Genomic DNA, 24,876 nt, shown 5'->3' with positions numbered 1-24,876 from the left:
TTATGAAAATAGCGCTTATCGGTTACGGAAAAATGGGAAAGGCAATTGAGGCCATCGCCGTAGCCAAAGGACATGAGATCGTTCATCGTGTTGACCTGAACAGTCAGCACCTGCTGGAAAAGGAAGAACTCAGCAAGGCTGATGTGGCTATTGAGTTTACCGGTCCGGAAACCGCCTATAATAATATATTGAAGTGTTTCGCCGCCAATGTTCCTGTCGTTTGTGGCAGCACAGGCTGGCTGGAGCAGCTCCCTGCTGTAACATCCCTGTGCCTGGAACAGCATCAGGCATTCCTTTACGCCAGCAACTTCAGTGTGGGTGTAAACATCTTTTTCGAGATCAACAAACGCCTGGCGGAACTGATGGCAAATCAGCCCCAATATGAGGTAAAGATGGAAGAGATCCATCATACCCAGAAGCGGGATGCGCCAAGTGGCACCGCCATCTCCCTGGCTGAGCAGCTGATGGAGAAAGTGCGTCGCAAGCAGGAATGGGTGAATGAGGAATCTTCCCGTCCTGAACAGCTGTCCATCATTTCCAAACGTGAAGATCCAGCTCCTGGCACGCATAGCGTTACCTACACCTCCGCAATTGATGATATTACAATTACCCATACCGCCCACTCCCGCGAAGGATTCGCTTCCGGCGCTGTGATTGCTGCAGAATGGCTGAAGGGAAAAACAGGCATCTTCAGTATGAAAGATGTACTGAGCCTGTAAGACGTAAAAAGCTGTTATCTTTGTAGTACAAGAACATCTGGGAGGGATGCAAATCAATCGATATGTTGTCTAAAAAAACGCAATACGCTTTTCACGCGCTCATACACCTGGCAGAACATGCAGATAAAGGTCCCATTCTCATCTCTGAAATTGCCCAGGAGAAAAATATCTCTATCAAATTCCTTGAGAACATCCTGCTGGAATTGAAGAATGCCGGCATTCTGGGAAGTAAGAAAGGTAAAGGTGGTGGCTATTACCTGCTGAAGGCTCCGAAGGAAATTCCTTTGGCGAAGATTATCCGTCTGCTGGATGGGGCAATTGCACTACTTCCCTGCGTGAGTCTCAATTACTATGAAAGATGCGAGAATTGCCGGGACGAAGCAGTGTGCGGGCTGAATGACGTCATGAGTAAAGTGCGGGATGCGACGCTGAAGATCCTTGAGAATAAAACACTGAAGGATATATTGACGAGAAATGTTTCGATATTATAATCTTTTTAGAAGCCGGGGTTGATCTCCGGCTTTTTTGTTTTTATAAGGCTTGTCGGAACAGGGAAGGTATTATATAACCGCGGTCGCACCTCCCTTGATTAAGGATTGTTAGGATTGTGTTTTGTGGTGGGATTAGCGTCGGGAATGGGATACGCGTTGCGGTTCCAGATGGGACCGCGGTCGGCACCTCTCCGGGCCCAGGATTGCTATTAGGCTTTATCAATCGTATAAGCTGTGGAATTATGTATTAAGCTTCATCAATCGTACACCCGAAGAGCTGAAGGCCCCCAGTCTCCATCTGGAACCGTCCGCTACTTCCGCCTCCCAACGGATTTTTGGGAGAGAGAAGGATTATGAGTGGCTCTCTTTCATGCCTCCCAATAATTATATATCCGACTATAGTAATTGAGGGTTATTGGAGGTTATTGAGGGTTATTTCACAACCCTTCCACAACTATAGCCATTAGGGAGATCGTAAATTTTTCATCATTTTCATTTTCCTCCCAAACTTACTTGTAAGGCTTAATCGCACTCTCCCCACGCCCCAAACTCAACCGGAAGGCCCGAATCACAACGGTTTCAGGAGGAGATACCGGGCCTTAGCCCTTGACGAGCCCCTATACGATTGACAGGGGTTTAATCCACATTCCAATGCCCATACGATTGAAAATACCCAATAGATAGTGCTCGCAAGGGGTACAGCCCGGTATCCCTCACTGAAACCAGCAGACGGCCTTCCCTCCAAAACCAACCACCCCATACAATTAACTATGCCCGCAAGAAGCACAGCCCGGTCCGCTACTGAAACCGGCAGACAGCCTCCCACACCAATCACCACCACATAAAACCATGATAATCAACAAACAGACATATCCACACCCTGTCACTAAAAAAAGTCTATCCTTTTTATAGAGTTTATGTATTTTTGTAGACAGCAGAAGTTGCCAATTAACTAAAGGAAGTAATTACTGGCATCTATAGGGCAACTATAGACCGGATGTCAGCTATTTGAGATAGATTCACATGGATAATATCAGTACAGCACTGGAAGGACTAGATCCAATCGCTGCCATGCAGTATCTGGCAGCACAATTCCCCGGAGCGGTGGCCTTCTCCACCTCATTTGGACAGGAGGATCAGGTGATTGCCGACATGATCTGGCGTGCCAACTTGCCGATCAGGGTATTCACCCTCGACACTGGACGTCTGTTCCAGGAGACCTATGACCTGATGGACCTTACCCGCGCCCGCTACAAGAAAAACTTCGAAGTCTATTTTCCCGAAACAGCTTCAGTAGAAAAACTGCTGGCGGAAAAAGGGCCCAATAGCTTCTATGAATCCGTTGAAAATCGTAAGGAGTGTTGTAATATCCGTAAGGTTGTCCCGCTGAACCGCGCCCTTCAGGGTGTTAAGGTCTGGATCACCGGTCTTCGCGCAGAACAGTCCGAAAACCGCCAGTCATTACACGCCATTGAATGGGACGAAGCCAGACAACTATACAAGTACAATCCACTGATCAACTGGACGTATGACGAAATGATCGATTATCTGAAGGAAAAGAACGTACCATACAATAAATTGCACGATAAAGGCTTTATCTCCATCGGTTGTGCGCCATGTACACGTGCGATAGAACCCGGAGAACATCCCCGCGCCGGCAGATGGTGGTGGGAACTCTCCAAGAAAGAGTGCGGATTGCACGGATAATTACAAACAAAAATTGATTTAACTGGTCCCACGGGGGACATCTAAATAAAGACTTATGACCAATAAAATACAGTGGGAGTTTCCGCAGGCATTGGAAGATGAGGCCATCTATATTTTACGTGAGACAGCTGCACAGTTTGAACGCCCCGCCATCCTGTTCTCAGGTGGTAAGGATTCAATCACCATTGTGCGCCTGGCACAGAAAGCATTCTATCCGGGTAAAGTTCCTTTCCCGTTACTGCATATAGACACCGGACATAACTTCCCCGAAACTATCCAGTTCCGCGACTGGCTTGTGGAATCACTAGGTCTTGATCTTATTGTAAGAAATGTACAGGACAGCATCGACCAGGGTAAAGTGCAGGAAGAAACTGGTAAATACGCCAGCAGAAATGCCCTGCAGACGGTAACCCTCCTGGATGCTATCGAAGAACTGAAATTTGATGCCTGCATCGGTGGCGCCCGCCGCGATGAAGAGAAGGCACGTGCGAAAGAAAGGATCTTCTCCGTAAGAGATGAATTCGGTCAGTGGAACGCTAAAATGCAACGCCCTGAGCTGTTCGATATGCTCAACGGCAAAATACACCTGGGTGAGAACGTGAGGGTATTCCCTATCTCTAACTGGACAGAACTGGATGTATGGAACTATATCCGCCGGGAAAACCTGCAGATCCCATCTATCTATTTCTCTCACGAAAGAGAGATCATCGAACGCGATGGCATGTACTGGCCTTACTCCCCTTTCCTCAATACAACTGAAGAAGAAGTGCCTTTCCGCCAGAAGGTACGCTTCCGTACCGTTGGTGATATGACCTGTACCGCAGCAGTGATCTCAGAAGCTGATAAGCTGGAAGATATCATCGGTGAAATACTGGAAGCCAAAATATCTGAAAGAGGCGCCCGTATCGATGATAAGCGCTCAGAAGCAGCGATGGAGAAAAGAAAACAGGCTGGTTACTTTTAATAGCCGCCGAAAGTTATCACTTTCTTTTCCGGTTACAGGATTTAATCAATTAGTATAAAATCGTAGCGGACAGCAAGGCTTTCCGCACTCAAAAAATATAACATGGAGGTTTTACGTATAACCACTTCCGGCAGCGTAGATGATGGCAAAAGCACCCTGATAGGCAGGCTGCTGTATGATACACATTCTATTCCACAGGACAAAATGGAAGCGTTACACGCTGCCAGCAAACGTAAGGGACTTGATTTTACAGATCTGTCACTGCTGACAGACGGTCTGGTAGCTGAACGTGAACAAGGTATCACCATCGACGTGGCACACATTTACTTCTCTACTCCTACCCGTAAATACATCATTGCCGATACTCCCGGACATATCGAATATACCCGTAACATGGTGACCGGTGCATCCAATGCACAGGTGTCTCTGATACTGATCGATGCACGTAAAGGTATTGTAGAACAGACTTACCGTCACTTCTTTATCGCCAGCCTGCTGCGTATCCCATACCTGGTGGTATGCGTGAACAAAATGGACCTGGTGGAATATAGCGAGGCACGTTTTAATCAGATCGTGGAAGACTTCCAGGCGCTGATTGCCAGTGCAACATTCAAAGCACCTTCTATTAAATTCGTTCCGATCTCTTCCCTCTATGGTGAGAACGTGGCAGCCCGCTCTGAAAAGATTAGCTGGTACAGTGGCGACTCTCTGCTGGAATACCTGGAACAGATCACTTTCGATCATGCTGATAACAGCCATCCTTCCCGCTTCAAGGTACAGTCGGTGATCCGTCCTAAAACAGAAGCATATCACGACTTCCGTGGTTTTGCCGGTAAGGTGGTGAGTGGTCATTTCAATATAGGTGACGAGATCATCTCCCTCCCCTCTCAGCAGAAAAGTAGAATCAAAACTATCGAGCAGTTCGAAACACAGCTGGCGACTGCAGAAGCACGTCAGAGTGTAGTAATCACACTGGAAGATGAGATAGACACCAGCCGTGGCAGCATGTTTTCCAAACCAGAAAATGCACCTGCCCTGCTGAAAGAAATATCAGCACAGGTATGTTGGATGGATCAGCAGAAACTTGTACCTGGAAAGACTTACCTGTTGCAGCATGGTATTAACCGTGTGAAAGCAAAGGTGCAGCAGATACAGCATGTGATCGATGTAACTTCCAATAAGATCGTGGAAGATAAGAAGGAACTGGGCCTGAATGATATTGGTAAAATTACAGTGAAGCTCGCGCACCCGATATTTGCAGATAGCTACGATGCGAATCCTGCCAATGGTGCATTCATCCTGATCGACGAATTCAGTAATTCAACAGTAGCTGTTGGATTTGTAGACTAATAAATTATAAGTGTTTCAAAAAAAAGACGAATGCGTTAATGCATTCGTCTTTTTTTTGAAGATATATTCCGCGGAAGTTACCCTGCTTATTTTTTAAGGTTCTTGAGCATATCTACGGTCATCTTTTCCAGGTCGAATTCCGGTTTCCAACCCCAATCCTGGCTGGCCTGGCTATCATCCATACTCTGAGGCCATCCGTCGGCTATCTGCTGACGATAATCTGGTTCATAACTGATCGTGAATTCCGGGATATGCTTTTTGATCTCTGCAGCTATCTCTTTAGGGGAGAAACTCATAGCGCCCAGGTTGTAGGAAGAACGCACCTTGATCTTCGCTTTATCGGCTTCCATCAGCTCAATGGTAGCGCGGATAGCATCCGGCATATACATCATTGGCAGATAAGTGCCTTCGGACAGGAAGCAGGTATATTTCTTTTCTTCCAGGGCTTCATGGAAGATCTCAATAGCATAATCTGTTGTACCACCCCCCGGAGCGGATTTATAACTGATCAGACCAGGATAACGCAGGCTGCGTACGTCTACGCCATAACGGTGGCTATAATATTCGCACCAGCGTTCACCGGCAAACTTACTAATGCCATAAATGGTGGTAGGCTCAATGATGGTATGTTGCGGAGTGGATTCTTTAGGGGAATCAGGCCCGAATACCGCAATAGAACTTGGCCAGTACACTTTGTCTACATTCTCTTCTTTCGCAATATCCAGTACATTCAGCAGGCTTTGCATGTTGATATGCCAGGCCAGCAACGGATTCTTTTCGCCGGTAGCAGAAAGGATAGCCGCCAGCAGATAGATCTGGGTGATATTATGACGGATAACCAGTACGTGCAGCATCTCCTTATTCATGACATCAAGAGATACGTAAGGGCCCGTGCCTTTGAGCAGGTCATGCTCTTCACGGAGATCTGAAGCAACCACATTGGCGTCTCCGTATATCTTCCTTAATGCCAGTGTAAGTTCAACACCAATCTGCCCGCAGGCGCCGATTACCAGTATTTTATCTTTCTTCATGCTATCTCGAATGAATGACTTTGAAATTTAGGCGTAATATTAACAGCTTCCGCAATAATTCAGAACAAACCCTCTCAGCGCATGACAATGCGGTAACAATCCCCGGAATCCCATTGGAACAGACGCAAGCCCAGTAAACATTCCATAGTATCGAATTACAATATTATGACAATTCAGCGAGTCGCGGCTATCCCCGTTGCTGAAAAGTAATCCCTTAGAATAGCATAACTTTGCACTCTCAAATACAAAAATCATGTCAGCACAAACACACCTGAAGTCACTTTTTAAGGATCAATACAACCCAGACAACTTCTTTCTGATAGCCGGGCCTTGCGTAGTAGAAGATGAAGCGCTGCTGATGCATGTAGCTGAAAAGGTATCAGGCATCTGTAAACGCCTGAATATTCCATATATTTTTAAAGCATCTTATCGTAAAGCCAACCGTACCAGCATCAACTCCTTCAGTGGCGTAGGTGATGTGGAAGGCCTGGATCTATTACAGAAAACAGGGCAAACATTCAACCTGCCTGTTACCACAGATATTCACTCTGCAGCAGAAGCTGCCATGGCAGCCGCTTATGTGGATGTATTGCAGATTCCGGCATTCCTGTGCCGCCAGACCGATATCCTGCTGGCAGCAGCGGAAACCGGTAAATTCGTCAATGTGAAGAAAGGACAGTTTGTGAGTGGCGAAGCGATGAAATTTGCTGTAGAAAAGGTTAAACAGGGTGGTAACGATAAAGTATGGCTGACCGAGCGTGGTACCACCTTCGGTTACCAGGACCTGGTGGTAGACTACCGCAATATTCCTATTATGAAGGAACATGGCGTACCTGTGATCATGGACTGTACCCACTCCCTGCAGCAGCCCAACCAGACCAGCGGTGTTACCGGCGGTAATCCCAAGCTGATCGGTACTATCGCCAAAGCCGCCATTGCTACCGGAGCTGATGGTTTGTTCATTGAAACCCATCCTGATCCATCAAAGGCTAAGTCAGACGGCGCCAACATGCTGCATCTCGACCTGCTGGAAGGTTTGCTGGAACAACTGGTGAAACTTCGTGAAGTAGTGAAATAAAACGGGTCTCCTGCGCGGTAGTGATGATCTATCACTGCCTAATCATGTCAACGTGTTTATAGTCAAACATTTATAGACGACAATTATTTAACAGTCCATAGATGCCGGATGGCCTGCCTTTTGTATTAAAACAGAAGATGGGAAAATGTCCGGAGTCTATGGACTATTTCTTATCTTATGCTTATCTTAGGATAAGACTACTATCGCTCTTTACAGACTATAACATATAACTCAAAACACCCAAAATTTTATTCACCATGATCAATTTACAAGATGTAAAAGCAGGAGATATAGTATTGGTGCAGTACGAAGGAAACACTGTGGAAGGTCAGGTATTGGAAGTTAACCGTGAAGACAAACAGGTCTGCGTACAAACAGGAGAACAGGAGTTCTGGTACGACCTGCAAGACCTCTACCCCATTCCACTAAATGAAGATCAGTTACTCAGACTCAAATTTAAAAAAGACGAATCCCTTTCTGTTAATGGCGGTGGGCAGATCTATGTACGCGGGCCATTCTCAGTAAAGCTGCATACATTGGCAGATGGGATGCCGGCTACACGTCTCGATTACCGGGATGAACACCGGGAGATCAAAGGTTCCATTACTGTGAACCAGTTACAGAACCACTATCAGGCAATGACAAATTTCCACCTGGACTAAGCATAATAAAATAAAAAAATCCATCCGGCTGCATGCGGATGGATTTTTTTTATGTGTTCATTGCAGTCTGTAACTGACAAGCCTATTTTACTAATGTCAGCGTATCAATTGTTGTCACTTTGCCTGTTTCTACTACTACACCCTGTTTTGTAGCAGGTTGCAGGGTAGAATCGGTAGAAATGTAGTGCAGGGTATAGCTACCGGCTGCGATACCTTTCAGCTGATAAGCACCACCTACACCGGAATAAGTGCTGGCAACAGTATCAGCACCATTCAGTACCAGTACGGCAGAAGGCACTACTGCAGGCAATACGACACCCTTAATGCTGCCACCCTGTGCTTCCAGCACAGTTCTGATAACCGGTTTCAGCATGTACTTGCCGGCGTTTCCTGCTTCATGAATGGATTTCGCTACGTCGAAATCGAGCAACAATTTGTAAAGCACCCCTTCGGATACAGGCATGTTAACTTTCAGTTTTACGCCTGAAGACTGTCCACTTGGTGTTTGCAGTTTGATAGAGTCACCTGCGTTAGTTACCACCCAGTTGTCATCTCCCAGTACCAGCCTGATTTCCTTAATTGTACCCGATGCGATATCTGCATCTGCCAGTACAGTGTCTTTGTCATTAACGAGTGTAAGTAGGTTGTAGCGACCTTTTTTCATGCCGGCTAATGTCTGCCAGCCATTGTCATCGCTGTCGCTGTAGTTGACATTTACTTCCTGAACATCGATGTAAACAGCTTTAAAATCTCCCGGATCATCGGTAAGTGCGACCTGAATTCTCGATTTGCCATCGTTATCGTTTTTCGAACATGCAGCCATAAATAACGTGGTAGATAAAAGCAGCACACCATTTGCCAGGTGTTTCCATGAAGGCATTCTCATTTTGTATGTGTATTTGGTTAAAATTTCGCTTCCTTATCCTTATCGTGGCACGAATATATAAACTAAACCTAATGCAAAACATCCCTGTTATCAGGGATTAGTTTCCTGGCCATTCTTTTAAAATGACTATATACAAAAATGATGCTCAATCTGCTATAAGTATCTGAGAGGGTTCCTTCGGGCGTTCAGGATATAATTCTTCATATTCACCCAGAAGGCCATGATCATATAAACAATGAGAGGGGAGCCCATTGTGATGAAAGAGGTATAGATAAAAAACAGACGGATACGGGAGGTGGCTATCCCCAGCTTATTGCCGATAGCTGTACAAACCCCGAAGGCCTGCCATTCCACGAAATCTTTAAATCTATTCATATATCAAATTTATTACAATCCCGGGTTAAAAACAAGTCTGATTTCTATATCAATAAATAGCTGATATTAAGCTGGCAGTGCTTTAGCGGCATTTCATACAGTGAACCGGCGGGGTAAGCGGTCATTTTCCAGGCTTATCATTTATAGACAATAGTCTACATATCTTTTAAAAACTTGTTGAATTTAATTAATTTCGCGGTGCATTTTCTAACCGGTCTTAAATAATTTTTTTCCATGGTGTTTGATATTGAAATGATTAAAAAAGTGTATGCGGCACTGCCGGGTAAAGTGGAAGCTACCCGTAAACTGCTGGGACGCCCGCTCACACTCTCAGAAAAGATCTTATATGCTCACTTATATGCACCTACCACTGCGGCTTATGAGCGTGGAAAGTCTTATGTAGAGTTTGCGCCAGATCGCGTAGCAATGCAGGATGCCACCGCACAGATGGCCCTGTTACAGTTCATGACCTGCGGACGCGATAAAGTAGCTGTTCCTTCTACCGTACACTGTGATCACCTCATTCAAGCCAAGACTGGCGCCACGGAAGACCTGGCGACAGCTGTGGACACCAATAAGGAAGTATACGATTTTCTGTCTTCTATCTCCAATAAATATGGCATCGGTTTCTGGAAACCAGGTGCTGGTATCATTCACCAGGTTGTACTGGAAAACTATGCTTTCCCGGGCGGTCTGATGATCGGTACTGATTCCCACACTCCTAACGCGGGTGGTCTGGGTATGCTGGCTATCGGTGTTGGTGGTGCTGACGCTGTGGATGTGATGGCTGGTCTGCCATGGGAACTGAAAATGCCAAAACTGATCGGTGTTAAACTGACAGGTAAACTGAGCGGCTGGTCTTCCCCTAAAGACGTAATCCTGAAAGTAGCCGGTGTACTGACCGTGAAAGGTGGTACCGGTTGCATCGTTGAATATTTCGGTGAAGGTGCTGATAACCTGAGCGCTACGGGTAAAGGTACTATCTGTAACATGGGTGCGGAAATAGGTGCTACCTGCTCCGTATTTGCCTACGATACCAAAATGTCTGCTTACCTGTCAGCAACTGAACGTGCTGATATCGCAGCACTGGCTGACGGTGTGAAAGATCACCTGCGTCCTGATGCTGAAGTATACGCAGATCCTTCCAAATACTATGATCAGGTGATCGAGATCAACCTGAACGAACTGGAACCACATGTGAACGGTCCTTTTACTCCGGACCTGGCATGGCCTATTTCCAAATTCGCACAGGCTGTAAAGGAAAACAACTGGCCTGAAAAGCTGGAAGTTGCCCTTATCGGTTCCTGTACCAACTCTTCTTACGAAGATATCTCCCGTGCTGCTTCCCTGGCGAAACAGGCGGTTGACAAGAACCTCGACGTTAAAGCTGAATATACCATCACTCCGGGCTCTGAACTGGTACGTTATACCATCGAAAGAGACGGTCTGTTAAATACTTTCGACCAGATCGGTGGTGTTGTACTGGCTAACGCCTGCGGTCCTTGTATCGGTCAGTGGGCACGTCACATCGACGATCCTAACCGTAAGAACTCCATCATCACTTCCTTCAACCGTAACTTCGCTAAGAGGAATGATGGTCTGGCTGCTACACACGCTTTCGTGGCATCTCCGGAAATCGTTACTGCCTTCGCTATTGCAGGTGATCTGACCTTCAATCCGCTGACAGACAAACTGAAAACCAAAGATGGTAAGGAAGTAATGCTCGATGAGCCTACCGGTTTCGAACTGCCTGCTAAAGGTTTCTCTGTAGATGATCCTGGTTACCAGGCTCCTGCAGCTGACGGTAAAGGTGTTCAGGTAATCGTATCTCCAACCAGCGACCGTCTGCAGCTGCTGGCGCCATTCGCTGCATGGGAAGGTACTGATCTGAAAGGCCTGAAACTGCTGATCAAAGCAAAAGGTAAATGTACTACTGACCACATCTCCATGGCTGGTCCGTGGTTAAAATACCGTGGTCACCTCGATAACATCTCCAACAACATGCTGATCGGTGCGATCAACGCATTCAACGACAAATCTGATTCTGTAAAGAACCAGCTGTCTGGTGAATATGCAGGCGTACCTGTTGTACAGCGTGCTTACAAAGCTGCTAACATCGGCTCTGTAGTAGTAGGTGATGAAAACTACGGTGAAGGCTCCAGCCGCGAACACGCTGCAATGGAACCACGTCACCTGGGTGTTCGCGCTATCCTGGTTAAATCTTTCGCACGTATTCACGAAACCAACCTGAAAAAGCAAGGTATGCTCGCGCTGACCTTCGCTGATAAGGATGATTACGAAAAGATCCAGGAAGATGATACCTTCGATATCGTTGGTCTGACCACTTTCGCTCCTGGCAAACAACTGACTGTTGTAGCTAACCACAAAAACGGCAGCAAGGACGAAATCCTGGTAAACCACACTTACAATGAACAACAGATCGAATGGTTCAAAGCAGGTGGTGCACTGAACGTGATCCGTGCACAGTTTGCAAAAGCAAAAGCATAATAGCCTCCGGCTATGAATGATAAAGAAGTCCCGCCTGCATATAGTAGGCGGGATTTTTATTTTAACTTTAGACCTATGCTGAGAGACACACTGCATATCCGCTGGCAACAACTGCTGCAGCCATATACTCCCGATCAGGGTCTTATTGAAGAAGGCTTTCAAACGATCATTAGCCATTATACAGAAACACACCGGCATTATCATGACCTGCACCACCTGCATGCTTTATTGCAGCTGCAACACACATATGCCGATCACATCACTGACAATGAAACACTGTCACTGGCCATCTTTTTCCACGATATAATCTATGATGTGAAACAAACGGATAATGAAGAACAGAGTGCGCTGGCTGCAGGCAATTTCCTGCGACAGACCAACTATCCGGTTGGCAAGATAGCACAGGTAATGGACTTTATCCGCGCCACCAAAACACATCTGAATACCAGCGGCAATACAGACCTGGATTATTTCCTGGACTTCGACCTGTCTATATTAAGTGCGCCTGCTACAGATTATATTGCCTATACACAGCAGATCAGGAAGGAATACAGCATTTACCCCGACGAACTGTATAAACCCGGCAGAAAGAAAGTATTGGCCCATTTCCTGGCGCTTCCGGCCATTTATAAAACAGATCTGTTCAAAGAACAAAGAGAGGCATTCGCCCGGCAGAATATGGAGGAAGAGTTGAAGACGATGGATGATGACAGAGAATAATTCAGCCCTATGATCTGGCCGTTTACAGAGATACAATACAGCAACCCGGAATTGATTACTGAAGATAGTCCGGCATCTGACAAACAAACTTGATATATGAAACGCTGATGAAGTATCAGCCCTTAAAACAACTGCTTCTTCAATTTGAACCTTCGTGCAATGCTGATACGGAAATTGCCTGCACCCATGGTCTGGTAAGTATCCGGTACGGGCGACTGGCTTCTGGTGGTCAGATCCACATAGTGGATGCCTGCAAAATACCGTGCGGAGTTATAGCCGATGGAAATACGGATATTATTATTCAGTTGTAATCCTACTTTATTCACGTCGCCATCTTTTACCCTGTTCAGGGTCGTATAGTTCACTCCCAGGCTTCCAGTCAGGGAGAGCGTGGCAAACCAATGCTTCTTATAAACAAATGTATGGGCGTAACCTACGTTGGCAGCGGCACTGAGGACCCTTGTCCTGTAAAAATTCACGCCATTAAAGAAGCCCGCTTTCTGCAGATATGAAGGAATTAAACCTGAATCTCCTTTCATTCTCATACCGAAGATGCCCCCTCCCACCAGGAAAGATCCTGCACTCTTCTTCTGGTAATCATTCTGCAGGTAGGCCGCCCGGTAAGAGAATTTCTTTGCATTGAATACATACTGTACATCCAGGCCCATATTCACATTCCGGGCATCCGGCCGGATCATTTCCACATTGCCCGATCCCAGGTTGCTGAACAGCCGTCTTGTATTGGCAATGTAATATCCCCTGTAAACCTGCCCGTAAAAGTCCACTACCAGTTTACGGGTGTAAATATGCGTCTGCAGGTCCAGTACTTTCGTCCGGCCATAGTCTCCCGTTTCCTTATTGATAAACGGAAGGTTAAAAGCGACGTTCACGCCTATAAAACGGTAGTTAAAGCCCAATCCAACGTTAAATGGCGTATTGGGTCTGTACAATACTTCCTTGGAATTTTTTGTACTTGAAACAATACCGTTATCTACAATCCCATTATCTACGATCTTATTATCTACGATATCGTAATAATTATATTTACGAGAACCGAACACGCGAACAGTAAGGTCTTTGGTATGTTCTTCGATATACTGTGGATCATTTCCCGCATCCAGCCAGCTTCCCACTTTTTTGAACAGCGAAGTTTTCTGCGCCGGAACAGCCAGACATAAAAACAGGCATCCCGACAACAGGATGAGCCATTTTTGCATTAGTGTAACAGGTCTTTGATACTTCACGAATTACTTCCTCTCTATTTTGGCAACTCAATTACCTCAAGTTGACTGATATTTCCATCTGACAATTCAAAACGTAATAATGTCTTAACCTTATGCCATCCTTGTATACCACAGGCGCCGGGATTGATATGCAGCAGCTTCAAAGCCGGATCAGGCATTACTTTCAGAATGTGAGAATGACCGCAGATAAACAGCTTAGGCCCGTTTTTCAGCAGTTCATCCTTTATGCCCGGGGCGTATTTCCCCGGATAACCACCAATATGGGTGATGTAAACTTTTACGTGCTCCAGTTCAAAATGCAGGTTAAGTGGATAACGGACTCTCAAATCGGCCCCATCTATATTCCCATATACAGCACGGAAGGGCTTGAAAGCCTCCAGTTTATCCGCCAGTTCAGTGTTACCGATATCTCCCGCGTGCCATACTTCATCTACCTTATCAAAGTATCTGAACACGTCCGGATGGAGGTAACTATGTGTATCTGACATCAATCCTATCTTCTTCATGCTTCAAAATTGGCCCAAAAGTAAAATAACATTTAGTATTTTACTGGGAATATATTTTTCGATTTATGCAGAGCGATATTACCGGCAGGCTACTGATCTGCTGTCCGGACCGGCCCGGAATCGTTGCCGGCGTATCACAGTTCCTTTATACCTGTGGCGCGAACATCCTGGATGCGAGTCAGCACAGTACCGACCCGAAAGAAGGGGTATTTTTCATGCGCATGGAATTCCACTTGGAAAATACCGGCATAACAAGTGAACAACTGGAAAAACAATTTCAGGAAAAAGTAGCCAGGCCACTGCAGATGGACTGGCATATTGCCTATACAACCCATCGTAAAAAGATGGCCATCATGGTATCCCGTTACGACCATTGCCTCATGGAGTTACTCTGGCGCTGGCGCAGCGGAGAATTGCCGGTGGACATTCCGCTGGTGATCTCCAATCATGAAGACCTGAGAGAGCTGACGGAAGATTTCGGTATCCCATTCCATTATCTGCCGGTTACTCCGGCCACTAAAACAGAAAAGGAGCAGGAAGCCATCCGGCTTATACAGGAAGCAAAGGCCGACTTCACAGTACTGGCGCGTTATATGCAGATCTTATCTCCCAATTTTGTCGGTGTATTTCCGGGGAAGATCATCAATATTCATCACTCCTTCCTCCCCGCATTTGCAGGCGCCAATCCCTATAAGAATGCCTATACACGTGGCGTGAAGCTGATAGGCGCTACGGCGCACTATGTAACCAACGACCTGGACGAAGGTCCGATCATTGACCAGGACGTAGCCCGTGTAAGTCATAAGCATGATGTAAGCGATCTTGTGGCGCTGGGGCGTGATATAGAAAGACAGGTGCTGACAAGAGCAGTGGTAGCGCATGTGGAGGACAGGATCATCATTCATGGCAATAAGACGATTGTATTCTGATAGAAGAGCTTTATCTGCAATTTTTATTTCGCCTCCGGCAGATGATTTACCGGCATTTTCACAGTCACAATGACTGTCAGGTTGCATAGCAGTTGAGGATATATCCGGAATGACAGAAGCATCCTCTATATACAGGAGTGGATACCAAGGAATCTTATCATTGGTATCCACTCCTACTTATTGTCATATTCAGCACCAATAGGCGCCTGAGCAATTATTCAACCTCTTTTTTGACCTGCTTTCCGTATACCTTACCGGTGGCAGCATATGCTTCTCCAATACGTACACCGCTGTCAAAATCGATAGCGAACAATCGGCCAGGAGCCTTGTCTACAGTAGATTTGGCTATTACCTTACTGTGATCAGCTGTTTCCACGACCCATATTTCCCCATTGATATAAGCATTCTTATGAGCTACGCCTACGTTAAAGCCCGGTTCAATGAAAGTGGTCTTGAAGATCAGCGTGTATTTTGCCTGTGGGAATTTGCCTACCTTGATACCGGAATTTTCTGCAAACAGTTGCTCGAATTTAGGCGCATACCGGGTAGTACGATCGTTCTTCCATGCGGTCTCCCAGGTATCACCTTTTCCGGGTTCTTTCTTATTGTACTCGTCTTTTTTCTTCTGAATATAATCCTCCTCTTTATCAAACTCGCCTACCTTAAGATGATCATATTCATACTCAACGTTGATCTCTGTTTGTCCTTTTAATGCAGAGAGGCTTCCTTCTGTAGTTTTGATTTTCTGGGCTTCTGCCATGTAGGCGGAAGATAAGGCTATTACAGCGATAATAGCCGCTTTGGGGATGAATGTCATGGCTAATATATTTTTGTGCCATAAATATAGAAAAGCTCTCCAAAAAACAACATTCCCCGGCAAGATTTACGGGAACTACGTACATCCTGCCGGGGATACTGATACTATTTTGCAGCTATAAAGCGCTAATAACAATCTTAGTGATAATGTAAGTTACTTGCCATCTCAAACAAGAGAGAGGCTCCCAGTTTTGCTGTATGATTATCGATATCCAGAGAAGGGTTTAACTCCGCTATATCAATACCTGCCAGCTTACCACTTTGCAGGATGCTACGGTAACATTCCAGGAACAAACCGTCGGGACGGATACCATTATAGGCAACAGCACTCACACCAGGGGCAAAAGCGGCCGAAAAAACGTCCAAATCTACCGTCAGGTATACATGGTCCACATCTCTCAGAAACTGGCTTATAGCGGCCTGTAAAAGCACTTTATCCTGCAACAGGAAGGCGTCAGCATCCACATACTGTACATCGAGGTCGCCCGCTATACGGAACAGCTGCTGTGTATTACTGTTGGCCTGTATGCCCAAGGCCAGGTAATGAAAGGGAACGCCTTCCAGTTTACAATCCTGCGCCAGCTGCCAGAATCCGGTACCCGAAGTACTTCCCTCCTGTCCGGGTATACGCAGATCAAAATGTGCATCTATATTCACCAGCCCCAGTTTCTCATTCCTCCTGCGTTGCTGCAGGTGCTGATAAATACCATGTGCATGTCCGTAAGTGATCTCATGACCACCACCCAGCAACACCGGCAGATAGCCGGCTTTACGTATAGTCAGTACAGTATCTGTTAGTGCGGCCTGTGCCTCTTCCAGCTGATTATCTTTACAGATGATATCGCCTGCATCTGCAAATACCAGATCAGCGTCGAAATGTACAGGGAAGTTGCTGCACGCACGTCTCAATGCTGCAGGTCCTTCTACAGCGCCTACACGTCCTTTATTGCGGCGTACGCCTTCATCACATGCAAACCCGAGAAACGCAATGCCCTGCTGATGTGGCTTTAATACAGGTAATGTACCCGTAAGCAGATTCAGGGGTATCATACGCTGATGCCAGCGCAATAATTCTTCATCCGTACCATCTATCCTGCCCGTCCATGCAACGGGCTGCCGGTAAAACTCAGGCTTCTTCATATGTTGTAAAGGTAGTATTGTTACTCAAAATTAACTCGTATTAAAAATTTGTACCTATATTGCGGCAAGCGAATTAAACAACCTATAGCGACCTTGTAGCATTTAACCTGTAGCATCAACCTATGGTATAACCATATCAATATCGCCTATGTAACCATTACAAAAATCAACATATCAACTTTTTATTTTCTCACCCTCAAAACAACTATCCACATGAAAAAGAATGGAAGACACCTTTCTTTCAAACTTGCGGCGTTGCTGTTATGCCTGACAGGCATCTTCTCACAGAGCCACGCACAGACACCGGTAGCCAGAAATGGTCAGCTCCAGGTGATCGGTACCAAACTATGCAACCAGTACGGCAATCCCATCCAGCTCAGAGGCATGAGCACACATGGTATTCAATGGTATGGCTGGGGAAGCTGTCTGACAGCAGCCTCTCTTGATGCCCTTGCCAACGACTGGGGTGCAGACGTACTGCGTATTTCCCTTTATGTACAGGAAGGCGGTTATGAAACCGACCCTGCGGGTTTTACCGCACAGGTGAACCGTCTTATCGAAGAAGCTACTGCACGTGGCATGTATGCGCTTGTTGACTGGCATCAGCTCACACCAGGCGATCCAAACTACAACCTTTCAAGAGCGAAAACCTTTTTCTCGGCTATTGCCAACACACACAAGAACAAGAACAACATCATTTACGACATCTGTAATGAACCTAACTCAGGCGCTACCTGGGCAAAGATCAAAACCTATGCAGACCAGATGATCCCCTTTATCCGTGCCATTGATAACGATGCCGTTATCCTTGTAGGTACCCACGGATGGTCTACTATGGGTCTTTCCGGTGATGGCTCCCTGCAGGATATCCTCAACAATCCGCTGCAGTATCCTAACGTGATGTATACCTTCCACTTCTATGCTAGGGATCATCGTACAGAATACCTGAACCAGCTGAATACAGCGTCTGACAGACTGCCTGTATTCGTCACTGAGTTCGGTACACAGGAAGCAAGCGGCGACGGTCCGAACGACTTTGCTATGGCACAACAGTACATCGATCTGATGCGCAACAAAAAGATCAGCTGGACTAACTGGAACTATTCTGACGACTTCCGTTCAGGCGCGGTATGGGTAACAGGTACCTGCTCCAACGGCCCGTGGACTACTGCCAGGTTAAAACCTGCAGGCGCGTGGGTTCGTGAGCGTATGCTGAATCCTGCGGATGATTTCCCTGGTGGTAATGTTTGCGTACCGGTATCCGCCAGCGCTAACGATGGCAACGTACCAGCCAACGTACAGGACAATGACTACAACACCCGCTGGTCTGCCGAAGGCGATGGTCAGTGGATACAGTTCTGTCTTGATGCCACTACTACCGTATCACGTGTTGATATCGCGTTCTACAACGGTACAGCGAGACAAACATTCTTCGATATCTTAACCAGCACTGATGGCAGCAACTGGTCATCGGCTGCTACAGGCCTTCACAGCAGTGGTACCTCCACTGCGCTGGAAACATTCACGTTCTCTGCACGTAGTGCAAAACATGTAAGGATCCTTTGCCACGGTAACAGCGTCAATGCATGGAACAGTCTGACGGAAGTAAGGATCGTTACGTCTACTTCTTCAACGCAGACTACCCTGGCGCCATTGCAGGATGCTTATGTAAGGAATGGAGACTATGCATCTACCACTTACGGCACCACCGATCCTACAGTATTGGCTTCCAAGGTGAATGTGGCTACCACACCGGGTTACGACCGTCAGACCTATCTGCGTTTCGATGTAAGCGGTGTAAGCAACATCTCTTCCGCTGTACTGAAAGTATTTGGTAAGATCGAAGATAATCGTGTGTCTAACATTCCTGTAGGCGTTTATGCTGTAGGCAATACTACCTGGACAGAATCAGCGCTGACATGGAACAACAAACCTGCTGCAGGCAGCACTGCATTGCAGACCGCAACAGTGACCGACTCCACCGGCAGATACTATTCATGGGATATCACCAGTTATGTACAAAGCGAAAAAGCAGCTGGCCGTAACGGCATTTCTCTGGCCCTGCTAAGCGGCACCGTTGCTGAGCCACGTATTTTCTGGAGATCAAAAGAAGCAGGTCTGACAGCCCCACAACTGGTGATCACTTCTGCAACACCTGCAGCAAAAACAATTGCGGCAGCATCAGAGAAACCTCCGATCAAACTGACCACTACACTGACCAGCTATCCCAATCCGTTCAACGATAACAGTACTGTTAGCTTCTCCCTGGAAAAACCAGCTGAGGTAACACTGGCAGTATACGACATCAATGGCAAACAGGTAGCGGTGCTGAAACGTGGCCATCTGGATGCAGGACAGTATAACAGCAGCTTTGCAGGTCATTATCTCCCCAAAGGCGTGTATACAGTAAAACTGACTTATGGTGAAAAAGCCCTTACACGTAAAGTTGTAAAACAATAACGATCATGTAGCAATATTGCCAACCACCAAACGGAAACCGTCTCATGGAAATGAGGCGGTTTTTTATTGAGATCTGTTTCGGTTATCTGAAAATTCCATATGTCAAAGAACTCTTTTTTGTAACACATAGCGCATGATATGTCTACACAACCACTGTGCCTTCGCATTAGTTCACACTTAAGTCTGTACCGTATGAACAATATCATATTGCCCTACTATGACTCAGCCTCTTTAATGACCGATGCTTGATACTACTGTATAGTACAAGTATTGACATTAACAAAACTGTCAGAATCGTCCAACTGTTGCAAATAAAGATATTATGGACACAATTTATGGCCAACAAGCATGGGAAAGCTATTTCTGCTGTATTTTCGAAGGTCGGATACTGGGTTGTTCGGATATTACCTTCACAATATGCTACAAATATTGGTAATAAGATAATTAGTTCCTTTCTGTCAAAATCCAGCGGTGAAAACCAGCTGTTTGTAACATTTACCGCCACAAATTGAAACATTCCGCCCCCTGCTTTCAGACGATACGTAATAGCTTTACAGCTCCTAACCGACGTATATGAAATTAGATTGTATCTGTCTAGTCTATTGGCTTCTGTCCTTTTTGAACGACTTATTGGTAGTTCCGTTCGCTTATATCACACTTTCTGATCAGTTTCAGTCGGCAGACGGTATTACATGCTGACGCAAATCATTAAAGACCATAATAAACTACACCTGCTGCTGCTAGCGTGTTTACTCATGTCTTGTTCGGAACTTATTAACAAGATATTCGGTCTATAGAGGGACTTTTCCGCTTTACCGCCAGCCTTGAGCTTGCGGGCTACTATTTGACAACATCAGGGTGTCAGGATTAATAACGCAAACTTTTTAACCAAATACACAAATATGAAAACCAGGTGTTGGTACGCGCTTACAGATCTTGTAATTGTGGCTGTAATATGTACATACTATAGTAAAAGGAGTGTCATTACACCTCAATTGTCAGTCTATTTAGCTGAAATTGCTTTCGGGCAAGCGGAGGTACGTCTGATGTGACTATCGCTAGTAACACACAATGGAATGAAAAAACTCTATGAAAACAAAACTACTTTTCATGTCTTTCAGAATATACTTGCAGTGCAGGCAGAAGGTACTTGCCTTTTCCTGTTTATTTCTCCTGATCATTGTGTTTCAGGGCTATCAGGTAAAGGCCCAAACTACAGCCAGCTATGTCTGGAAGAATGCACCTATTGGCGGTGGCGGATTTGTGACAGGGATCATTACACACAAGACATCCGGCGATAGGTATTGCCGCACAGATGTAGGCGGCGCTTACCGCTGGGATGCAGCGAACAATAAATGGGTTCAGTTGCTCGACTGGCTTGACGAGTCAGAAAATGGATTTGTTGGAGTAGAAGCTTTGGCGCTGGACCCGCAAAATCCCAACAATGTTTATATGCTTTGCGGCACCTCCTATATCAACAGCGGAAGAACGGCTATATTGAAATCCACGGACAAAGGAAATACTTTCACTTATACAGATGTTACCGCTAAATTTAAAGCGCATGGAAATGGGAGCGGACGCGGGAACGGAGAACGTCTTGCAGTGGATCCCAAAAACAGTAACATATTGTTCTGCGGAACCCGGGCTAACGGATTATGGAAAAGTATGGATGGAGGCGTTACCTGGAACCTTGCCTGGAACGGTGTAACTACCACCCCCAATGAGAACGGAATATGTTTTGTAGTGTATGATCCTTCGAGCGCCGCAGTGGGTGGGGCTACTCAAACCATGTACATAGGCGTTTCCCGCACCGGAGGCGCTAATATTTATAAGAGTACAGACGGAGGTGCCAGCTTTACCGACATTTCCGCCACTACCAGCTTTATGCCGCATCGCGCGGCACTGCAGGGAACTACCATGTATGTTACCTATTCAGATGATGCAGGCCCGCAATCCAGTGGAGGATATGGGAAATTATATAAGCTCAATACGGCTACCGGTGTGTGGACAAACGTTACCCCTGTTCATTCAAAGGATTATCCATACGGTGGAGTAAGTATAGACCCGACTAATGTTAATCGGGTAATAGTTTCTACCTGTGGCATGTATTGGAACAACCAGTTTGGTACCGGCTGGGGTGACTTTGTTTTCCTCTCTACCGATGGCGGATCCACCTGGACGCTTAAAAACGGCGCGAACGCCACATATGATAGTAATGGCATGGCATGGACTGACGGAGGCGCGGTTAACTGGATGGACTGTATCGAGTTTGACCAGTCCAATCTTTCAAAAGTACGGGTGGTCGGTGGTGGTGGAATATACACTTGTTCAGACATTACTGCCACAAATCCTTCATGGAAATACGATGTGATCGGGATTGAAGAAACCGCATTTCTGGACGGGACAAGCATTCCCGGAGGGCCATTTATTTCTTCCTTTGGCGATGTAACAGGCTTTGTACATGAGCCGCTGACTTCCTATCCGGCTAAAAAGCTTGCGCCTGCAGATCAGAATAACCAGAGCATTGCTTATGCTGGTGCCAACACAAGCAGAGTAGTAAGAGCTGCTAATGACGGTAGCGTTGTTTACTACTCCAACGATAAGGGTGCTACGTGGACGGGAACCGCGACTAATATGGGTAAAGACGGAAAGGTTGCCATCAGTGCAGATGGAAGCACTATATTACATTGCCCCGGAGGTTCCACAACGACCTACTATACCACGAACAACGGAGCCAGTTGGTCGGCCTGTTCAGGTGTGTCATTGGGAAGCGCTACCCCGGTGGCTGACCAGGTAAATCCGAATTATTTTTATGTATACATTCCAAACAACGGACAGCTGCTGCGGAGCTCCGATAAAGGAGTCAGTTTTTCAGTGGCGGGCACGCCGGGGGCTTCAACTGCGAATTACCCCTGGGAAGCAGCCCTGATCCGGACGGTGCCGGGCTTTGAAGGGCATGTGTGGGTGCCTCTTGGCCGCAATGGATTAAAATATTCAACCAACGCCGGAGCGACTTATATCACTGTTTCAAATGTCACCTATTGTAAAAGCATTGGGATAGGAAAGGCGATGCCCGGATCCAGCTATCCTACTGTTTTCATCTGGGGCACCGTCTCAGGCGTGACGGGTCTTTTCAGATCAACAGATCAGGGGGGGACCTGGCTAAAGATAAATGATGATGCCCACCAATTTGCGGGAGCGCCGTTGTTGATTGGAGACATGAACGTTGCCGGAAGGGTCTATATGAGTTCCGGCGGAGGAAGAGGGCTAATTTACTGGGAAGTTATTAACAAAAGCTCCGCTAATTGGAAAAGCGCGGCCTATACGGGAACAGGTAAGGGTGGAGCGGTAAAATCAGGCGATGTGATCACTTACACCATCCATGTAAGAAATACCGGCGGTGTACAGCTGGACAACCTCACTGTCATTGACACAGTCCCTGCACACACAGTATTTGTAAGCGCAGACGGCGGGATCACGCCTGATGCTAATGGCAAACTTACGTGGACAATCACATCAATAGCTGTAGGTGCCAGCGATGTTACCCACAGCTTCACAGTCAAAGTAGCCAATGACCTGACCAATGTAACCCATATCACCAATACAGCCGATGTAGATAACGGAGATGGAACAGGTCAGCATCCTACTACACCATCAGATCAATCCAATCCAAATGATCCAAAGACCAATCCAGATCCTAACGAACCATCTACTGATGTTCCAGTAGATGATGGTGGCAAGCAATCCATCAGCTGGAAAAGCGCTGCTTATACAGGTACTGGCCAGGGCGGCATGGTAAGATCGGGGAATGAGATCACCTACACGATCCATGTAAGGAATACCGGTGATGTAGCGCTGTACAACGTCAATGTCATTGACACCATTCCCGCATTCACTGTATTTGTAAGTGCAGATGGCGGGATCACGCCTGATGCTAACGGCAAACTTACCTGGACAATCACTAATATCCCGGTAGGGGCAGCAGATATCACCCGCAGCTTCACAGTAAAAGTGGCCAGTGACTTGACCAACGCCGGATATATCACTAATACCGCTTATGTAGATGGCGATTCAACTACACCACCCGATCCATCAAATCCAAATGAACCAAAAACAAATCCGGATCCTAACGAGCCTTCCACAGAGATCCCTGTAGATACCGGCAAGCTGTCCCTCAACTGGAAGAGTGCTCAATATACTCCTTCCGGTATTAACGGTGGCGTCACTACAGGAGACCTCATTACCTACATGGTCCATATCCGCAATACAGGTAGTATAAAGCTCGAAAACGTGAAGATAGTAGACACCATCCCCGCCTATACGGAATTTGTAAGTGCAGATGAAGGGATCACTCCTGATGGTAACAAAAAACTCTCCTGGACCATCGCTGAAATTCCTGTAGGGTCAGCAGATATCATCCGTAGATTTATTGTGAAAGTAGCCAGTGAACTTACCGGCGCAACAAATATCATCAATACCGCCGGAGTAGATAACGGCAATGGAAAAGGCAACCAGCCTACTTCTCCACCAATGACTAATGATCCCGGTAACCCTGCTACAGATCCTACAGACGGCCCTTCTACTAGCATCCCGGTAGATAAGCTGAATAACTGGGAATGCTGGAAAACAGTAGTGACCGCCTCCGGCAATGATAAGGTAAAACCTAATGAAGAGCTTACCTATACCATTCATATCAGGAATACAGGTAATGTAGCAGTCGATCACCTGGTAGTCACAGACCCCATACCTGAACATACCTCTTTTGTAAGTGCAGGTAACGGCGGCACTTTGGACCCATCGACCAACATAGTTACCTGGAGTGTGGCGGCAATAGCAGTAGGTGCTACCACAGAGATCACCATGGTTATTAAAGCCGCTGACAACCTGGATAGCATCCCTGTAATTGTCAACACCGCATCAGCAACAGATGGTACCAGCACAAAACCTACCTCCGGATGTGATCCAGCATCGCCTGATTGTACAGGAGGTACAGGAACAAGTATCAGCACTATCCCCGGAGATGCTGCATTAGTATTTGCAAATGCTATGAGCCCGAATGGAGATGGAAAGAATGAATATTTCATAATAAAAGGACTTGAAAAATATCCGCCTGCATCATTGTTCGTATTTAGTCGCTGGGGAAATATGGTCTATCAGTCATCAGCTTACAATAACAATTGGGATGGTGCAGGATTAAGTGAAGGGACTTATTACTATAAACTGGTAATCGCAGGAGCCGATGGCAAGAAGACATATACAGGATGGATATTATTAAAAAGAAAATAATAAA

The 24,876-nt window shown here is 46.3% G+C and carries 19 protein-coding genes; 12 read left to right on the top strand and 7 right to left on the bottom strand.

Annotation, left to right across the window (positions count from 1 at the left end):
* The first annotated feature begins 2 nt into the window (after nucleotides 1-2).
* The 5 genes from dapB (at nucleotide 3) to BLR32_RS13185 (ending at nucleotide 5,231) form a co-directional block, all read left to right on the top strand.
* Nucleotides 3-719 carry a 4-hydroxy-tetrahydrodipicolinate reductase gene (dapB, locus tag BLR32_RS13205; protein ID WP_089832484.1) on the top strand — a complete coding sequence of 239 codons (717 nt, stop codon included), beginning with the start codon at nucleotides 3-5 and terminating at the stop codon, nucleotides 717-719.
* A 62-nt stretch (nucleotides 720-781) separates the two neighbouring features.
* Nucleotides 782-1,210, top strand: coding sequence for an RrF2 family transcriptional regulator (locus tag BLR32_RS13200; protein ID WP_089832482.1), 429 nt, complete (start codon nucleotides 782-784; stop codon nucleotides 1,208-1,210).
* Between the two features lie 1,023 nt (nucleotides 1,211-2,233).
* Nucleotides 2,234-2,917 (top strand): phosphoadenylyl-sulfate reductase, encoded by a 684-nt coding sequence (locus BLR32_RS13195; RefSeq protein ID WP_089832481.1) that lies wholly within the window; start codon nucleotides 2,234-2,236, stop codon nucleotides 2,915-2,917.
* Between the two features lie 55 nt (nucleotides 2,918-2,972).
* Nucleotides 2,973-3,881 carry a sulfate adenylyltransferase subunit CysD gene (gene cysD, locus BLR32_RS13190; RefSeq protein WP_089832479.1) on the top strand — a complete coding sequence of 303 codons (909 nt, stop codon included), beginning with the start codon at nucleotides 2,973-2,975 and terminating at the stop codon, nucleotides 3,879-3,881.
* A 102-nt stretch (nucleotides 3,882-3,983) separates the two neighbouring features.
* Nucleotides 3,984-5,231 (top strand): sulfate adenylyltransferase subunit 1, encoded by a 1,248-nt coding sequence (locus BLR32_RS13185; protein ID WP_089832477.1) that lies wholly within the window; start codon nucleotides 3,984-3,986, stop codon nucleotides 5,229-5,231.
* 86 nt (nucleotides 5,232-5,317) lie between these two features.
* Here BLR32_RS13185 and BLR32_RS13180 read toward each other — a convergent pair whose 3' ends face one another.
* Nucleotides 5,318-6,262 (bottom strand): NAD-dependent epimerase/dehydratase family protein, encoded by a 945-nt coding sequence (locus tag BLR32_RS13180; protein WP_089832476.1) that lies wholly within the window; start codon nucleotides 6,260-6,262, stop codon nucleotides 5,318-5,320.
* Nucleotides 6,263-6,515: 253 nt separating this feature from the next.
* On the opposite strand from BLR32_RS13180, the gene kdsA reads away from it, so the two are divergent.
* The gene (gene kdsA, locus BLR32_RS13175; protein ID WP_089832474.1) at nucleotides 6,516-7,340 is read left to right on the top strand and encodes a 3-deoxy-8-phosphooctulonate synthase; all 825 of its coding nucleotides are present in this window, start codon (nucleotides 6,516-6,518) and stop codon (nucleotides 7,338-7,340) included.
* Between the two features lie 257 nt (nucleotides 7,341-7,597).
* A complete protein-coding gene (locus BLR32_RS13170; RefSeq protein ID WP_089832471.1) occupies nucleotides 7,598-8,002 on the top strand; it encodes a hypothetical protein in 405 nt (134 codons plus the stop codon).
* Nucleotides 8,003-8,084: 82 nt separating this feature from the next.
* Here BLR32_RS13170 and BLR32_RS13165 read toward each other — a convergent pair whose 3' ends face one another.
* A complete protein-coding gene (locus BLR32_RS13165; protein WP_245705419.1) occupies nucleotides 8,085-8,888 on the bottom strand; it encodes a DUF4382 domain-containing protein in 804 nt (267 codons plus the stop codon).
* A 153-nt stretch (nucleotides 8,889-9,041) separates the two neighbouring features.
* Nucleotides 9,042-9,263 (bottom strand): PspC domain-containing protein, encoded by a 222-nt coding sequence (locus BLR32_RS13160; RefSeq protein ID WP_089832467.1) that lies wholly within the window; start codon nucleotides 9,261-9,263, stop codon nucleotides 9,042-9,044.
* Nucleotides 9,264-9,497: 234 nt separating this feature from the next.
* Between BLR32_RS13160 and BLR32_RS13155 the strand changes: the two genes are divergently transcribed.
* Nucleotides 9,498-11,771: an aconitate hydratase gene (locus BLR32_RS13155; RefSeq protein WP_089832465.1), complete on the top strand. Its 2,274-nt coding sequence runs from the start codon at nucleotides 9,498-9,500 to the stop codon at nucleotides 11,769-11,771.
* Nucleotides 11,772-11,846: 75 nt separating this feature from the next.
* A complete protein-coding gene (locus tag BLR32_RS13150; RefSeq protein WP_089832464.1) occupies nucleotides 11,847-12,491 on the top strand; it encodes an HD domain-containing protein in 645 nt (214 codons plus the stop codon).
* Nucleotides 12,492-12,613: 122 nt separating this feature from the next.
* On the opposite strand, the gene BLR32_RS13145 is transcribed toward BLR32_RS13150, so the two are convergent.
* Together BLR32_RS13145 and BLR32_RS13140 are read right to left on the bottom strand one after the other, a co-directional pair.
* Nucleotides 12,614-13,708 (bottom strand): DUF4421 domain-containing protein, encoded by a 1,095-nt coding sequence (locus BLR32_RS13145; protein ID WP_089832462.1) that lies wholly within the window; start codon nucleotides 13,706-13,708, stop codon nucleotides 12,614-12,616.
* 41 nt (nucleotides 13,709-13,749) lie between these two features.
* A complete protein-coding gene (locus tag BLR32_RS13140) occupies nucleotides 13,750-14,241 on the bottom strand; it encodes a metallophosphoesterase family protein (RefSeq protein WP_089832460.1) in 492 nt (163 codons plus the stop codon).
* Between the two features lie 65 nt (nucleotides 14,242-14,306).
* Between BLR32_RS13140 and purU the strand changes: the two genes are divergently transcribed.
* Nucleotides 14,307-15,170: a formyltetrahydrofolate deformylase gene (gene purU / locus BLR32_RS13135; protein WP_089832458.1), complete on the top strand. Its 864-nt coding sequence runs from the start codon at nucleotides 14,307-14,309 to the stop codon at nucleotides 15,168-15,170.
* A 214-nt stretch (nucleotides 15,171-15,384) separates the two neighbouring features.
* On the opposite strand, the gene BLR32_RS13130 is transcribed toward purU, so the two are convergent.
* Nucleotides 15,385-15,987: a hypothetical protein gene (locus BLR32_RS13130; protein WP_089832456.1), complete on the bottom strand. Its 603-nt coding sequence runs from the start codon at nucleotides 15,985-15,987 to the stop codon at nucleotides 15,385-15,387.
* A 137-nt stretch (nucleotides 15,988-16,124) separates the two neighbouring features.
* Entirely contained in the window at nucleotides 16,125-17,126 is a 1,002-nt protein-coding gene (gene hutG, locus BLR32_RS13125) for a formimidoylglutamase (protein WP_089832454.1), read from the bottom strand.
* 213 nt (nucleotides 17,127-17,339) lie between these two features.
* Between hutG and BLR32_RS13120 the strand changes: the two genes are divergently transcribed.
* Both BLR32_RS13120 and BLR32_RS13115 read left to right on the top strand, forming a co-directional pair.
* Nucleotides 17,340-19,586, top strand: a complete 2,247-nt coding sequence (locus BLR32_RS13120; RefSeq protein ID WP_089832452.1) for a cellulase family glycosylhydrolase — start codon at nucleotides 17,340-17,342, stop codon at nucleotides 19,584-19,586.
* Between the two features lie 1,110 nt (nucleotides 19,587-20,696).
* Nucleotides 20,697-24,872: a DUF7507 domain-containing protein gene (locus BLR32_RS13115; protein ID WP_089832450.1), complete on the top strand. Its 4,176-nt coding sequence runs from the start codon at nucleotides 20,697-20,699 to the stop codon at nucleotides 24,870-24,872.
* Nucleotides 24,873-24,876: the final 4 nt, after the last annotated feature.

Origin of the sequence: Chitinophaga filiformis, assembly GCF_900102545.1 — a bacterium.
Taxonomy (GTDB): domain Bacteria; phylum Bacteroidota; class Bacteroidia; order Chitinophagales; family Chitinophagaceae; genus Chitinophaga; species Chitinophaga filiformis.
The sequence above is the reverse complement of the archived record's forward strand: the minus strand, read 5'-3'. Positions and strand labels throughout refer to the sequence as shown.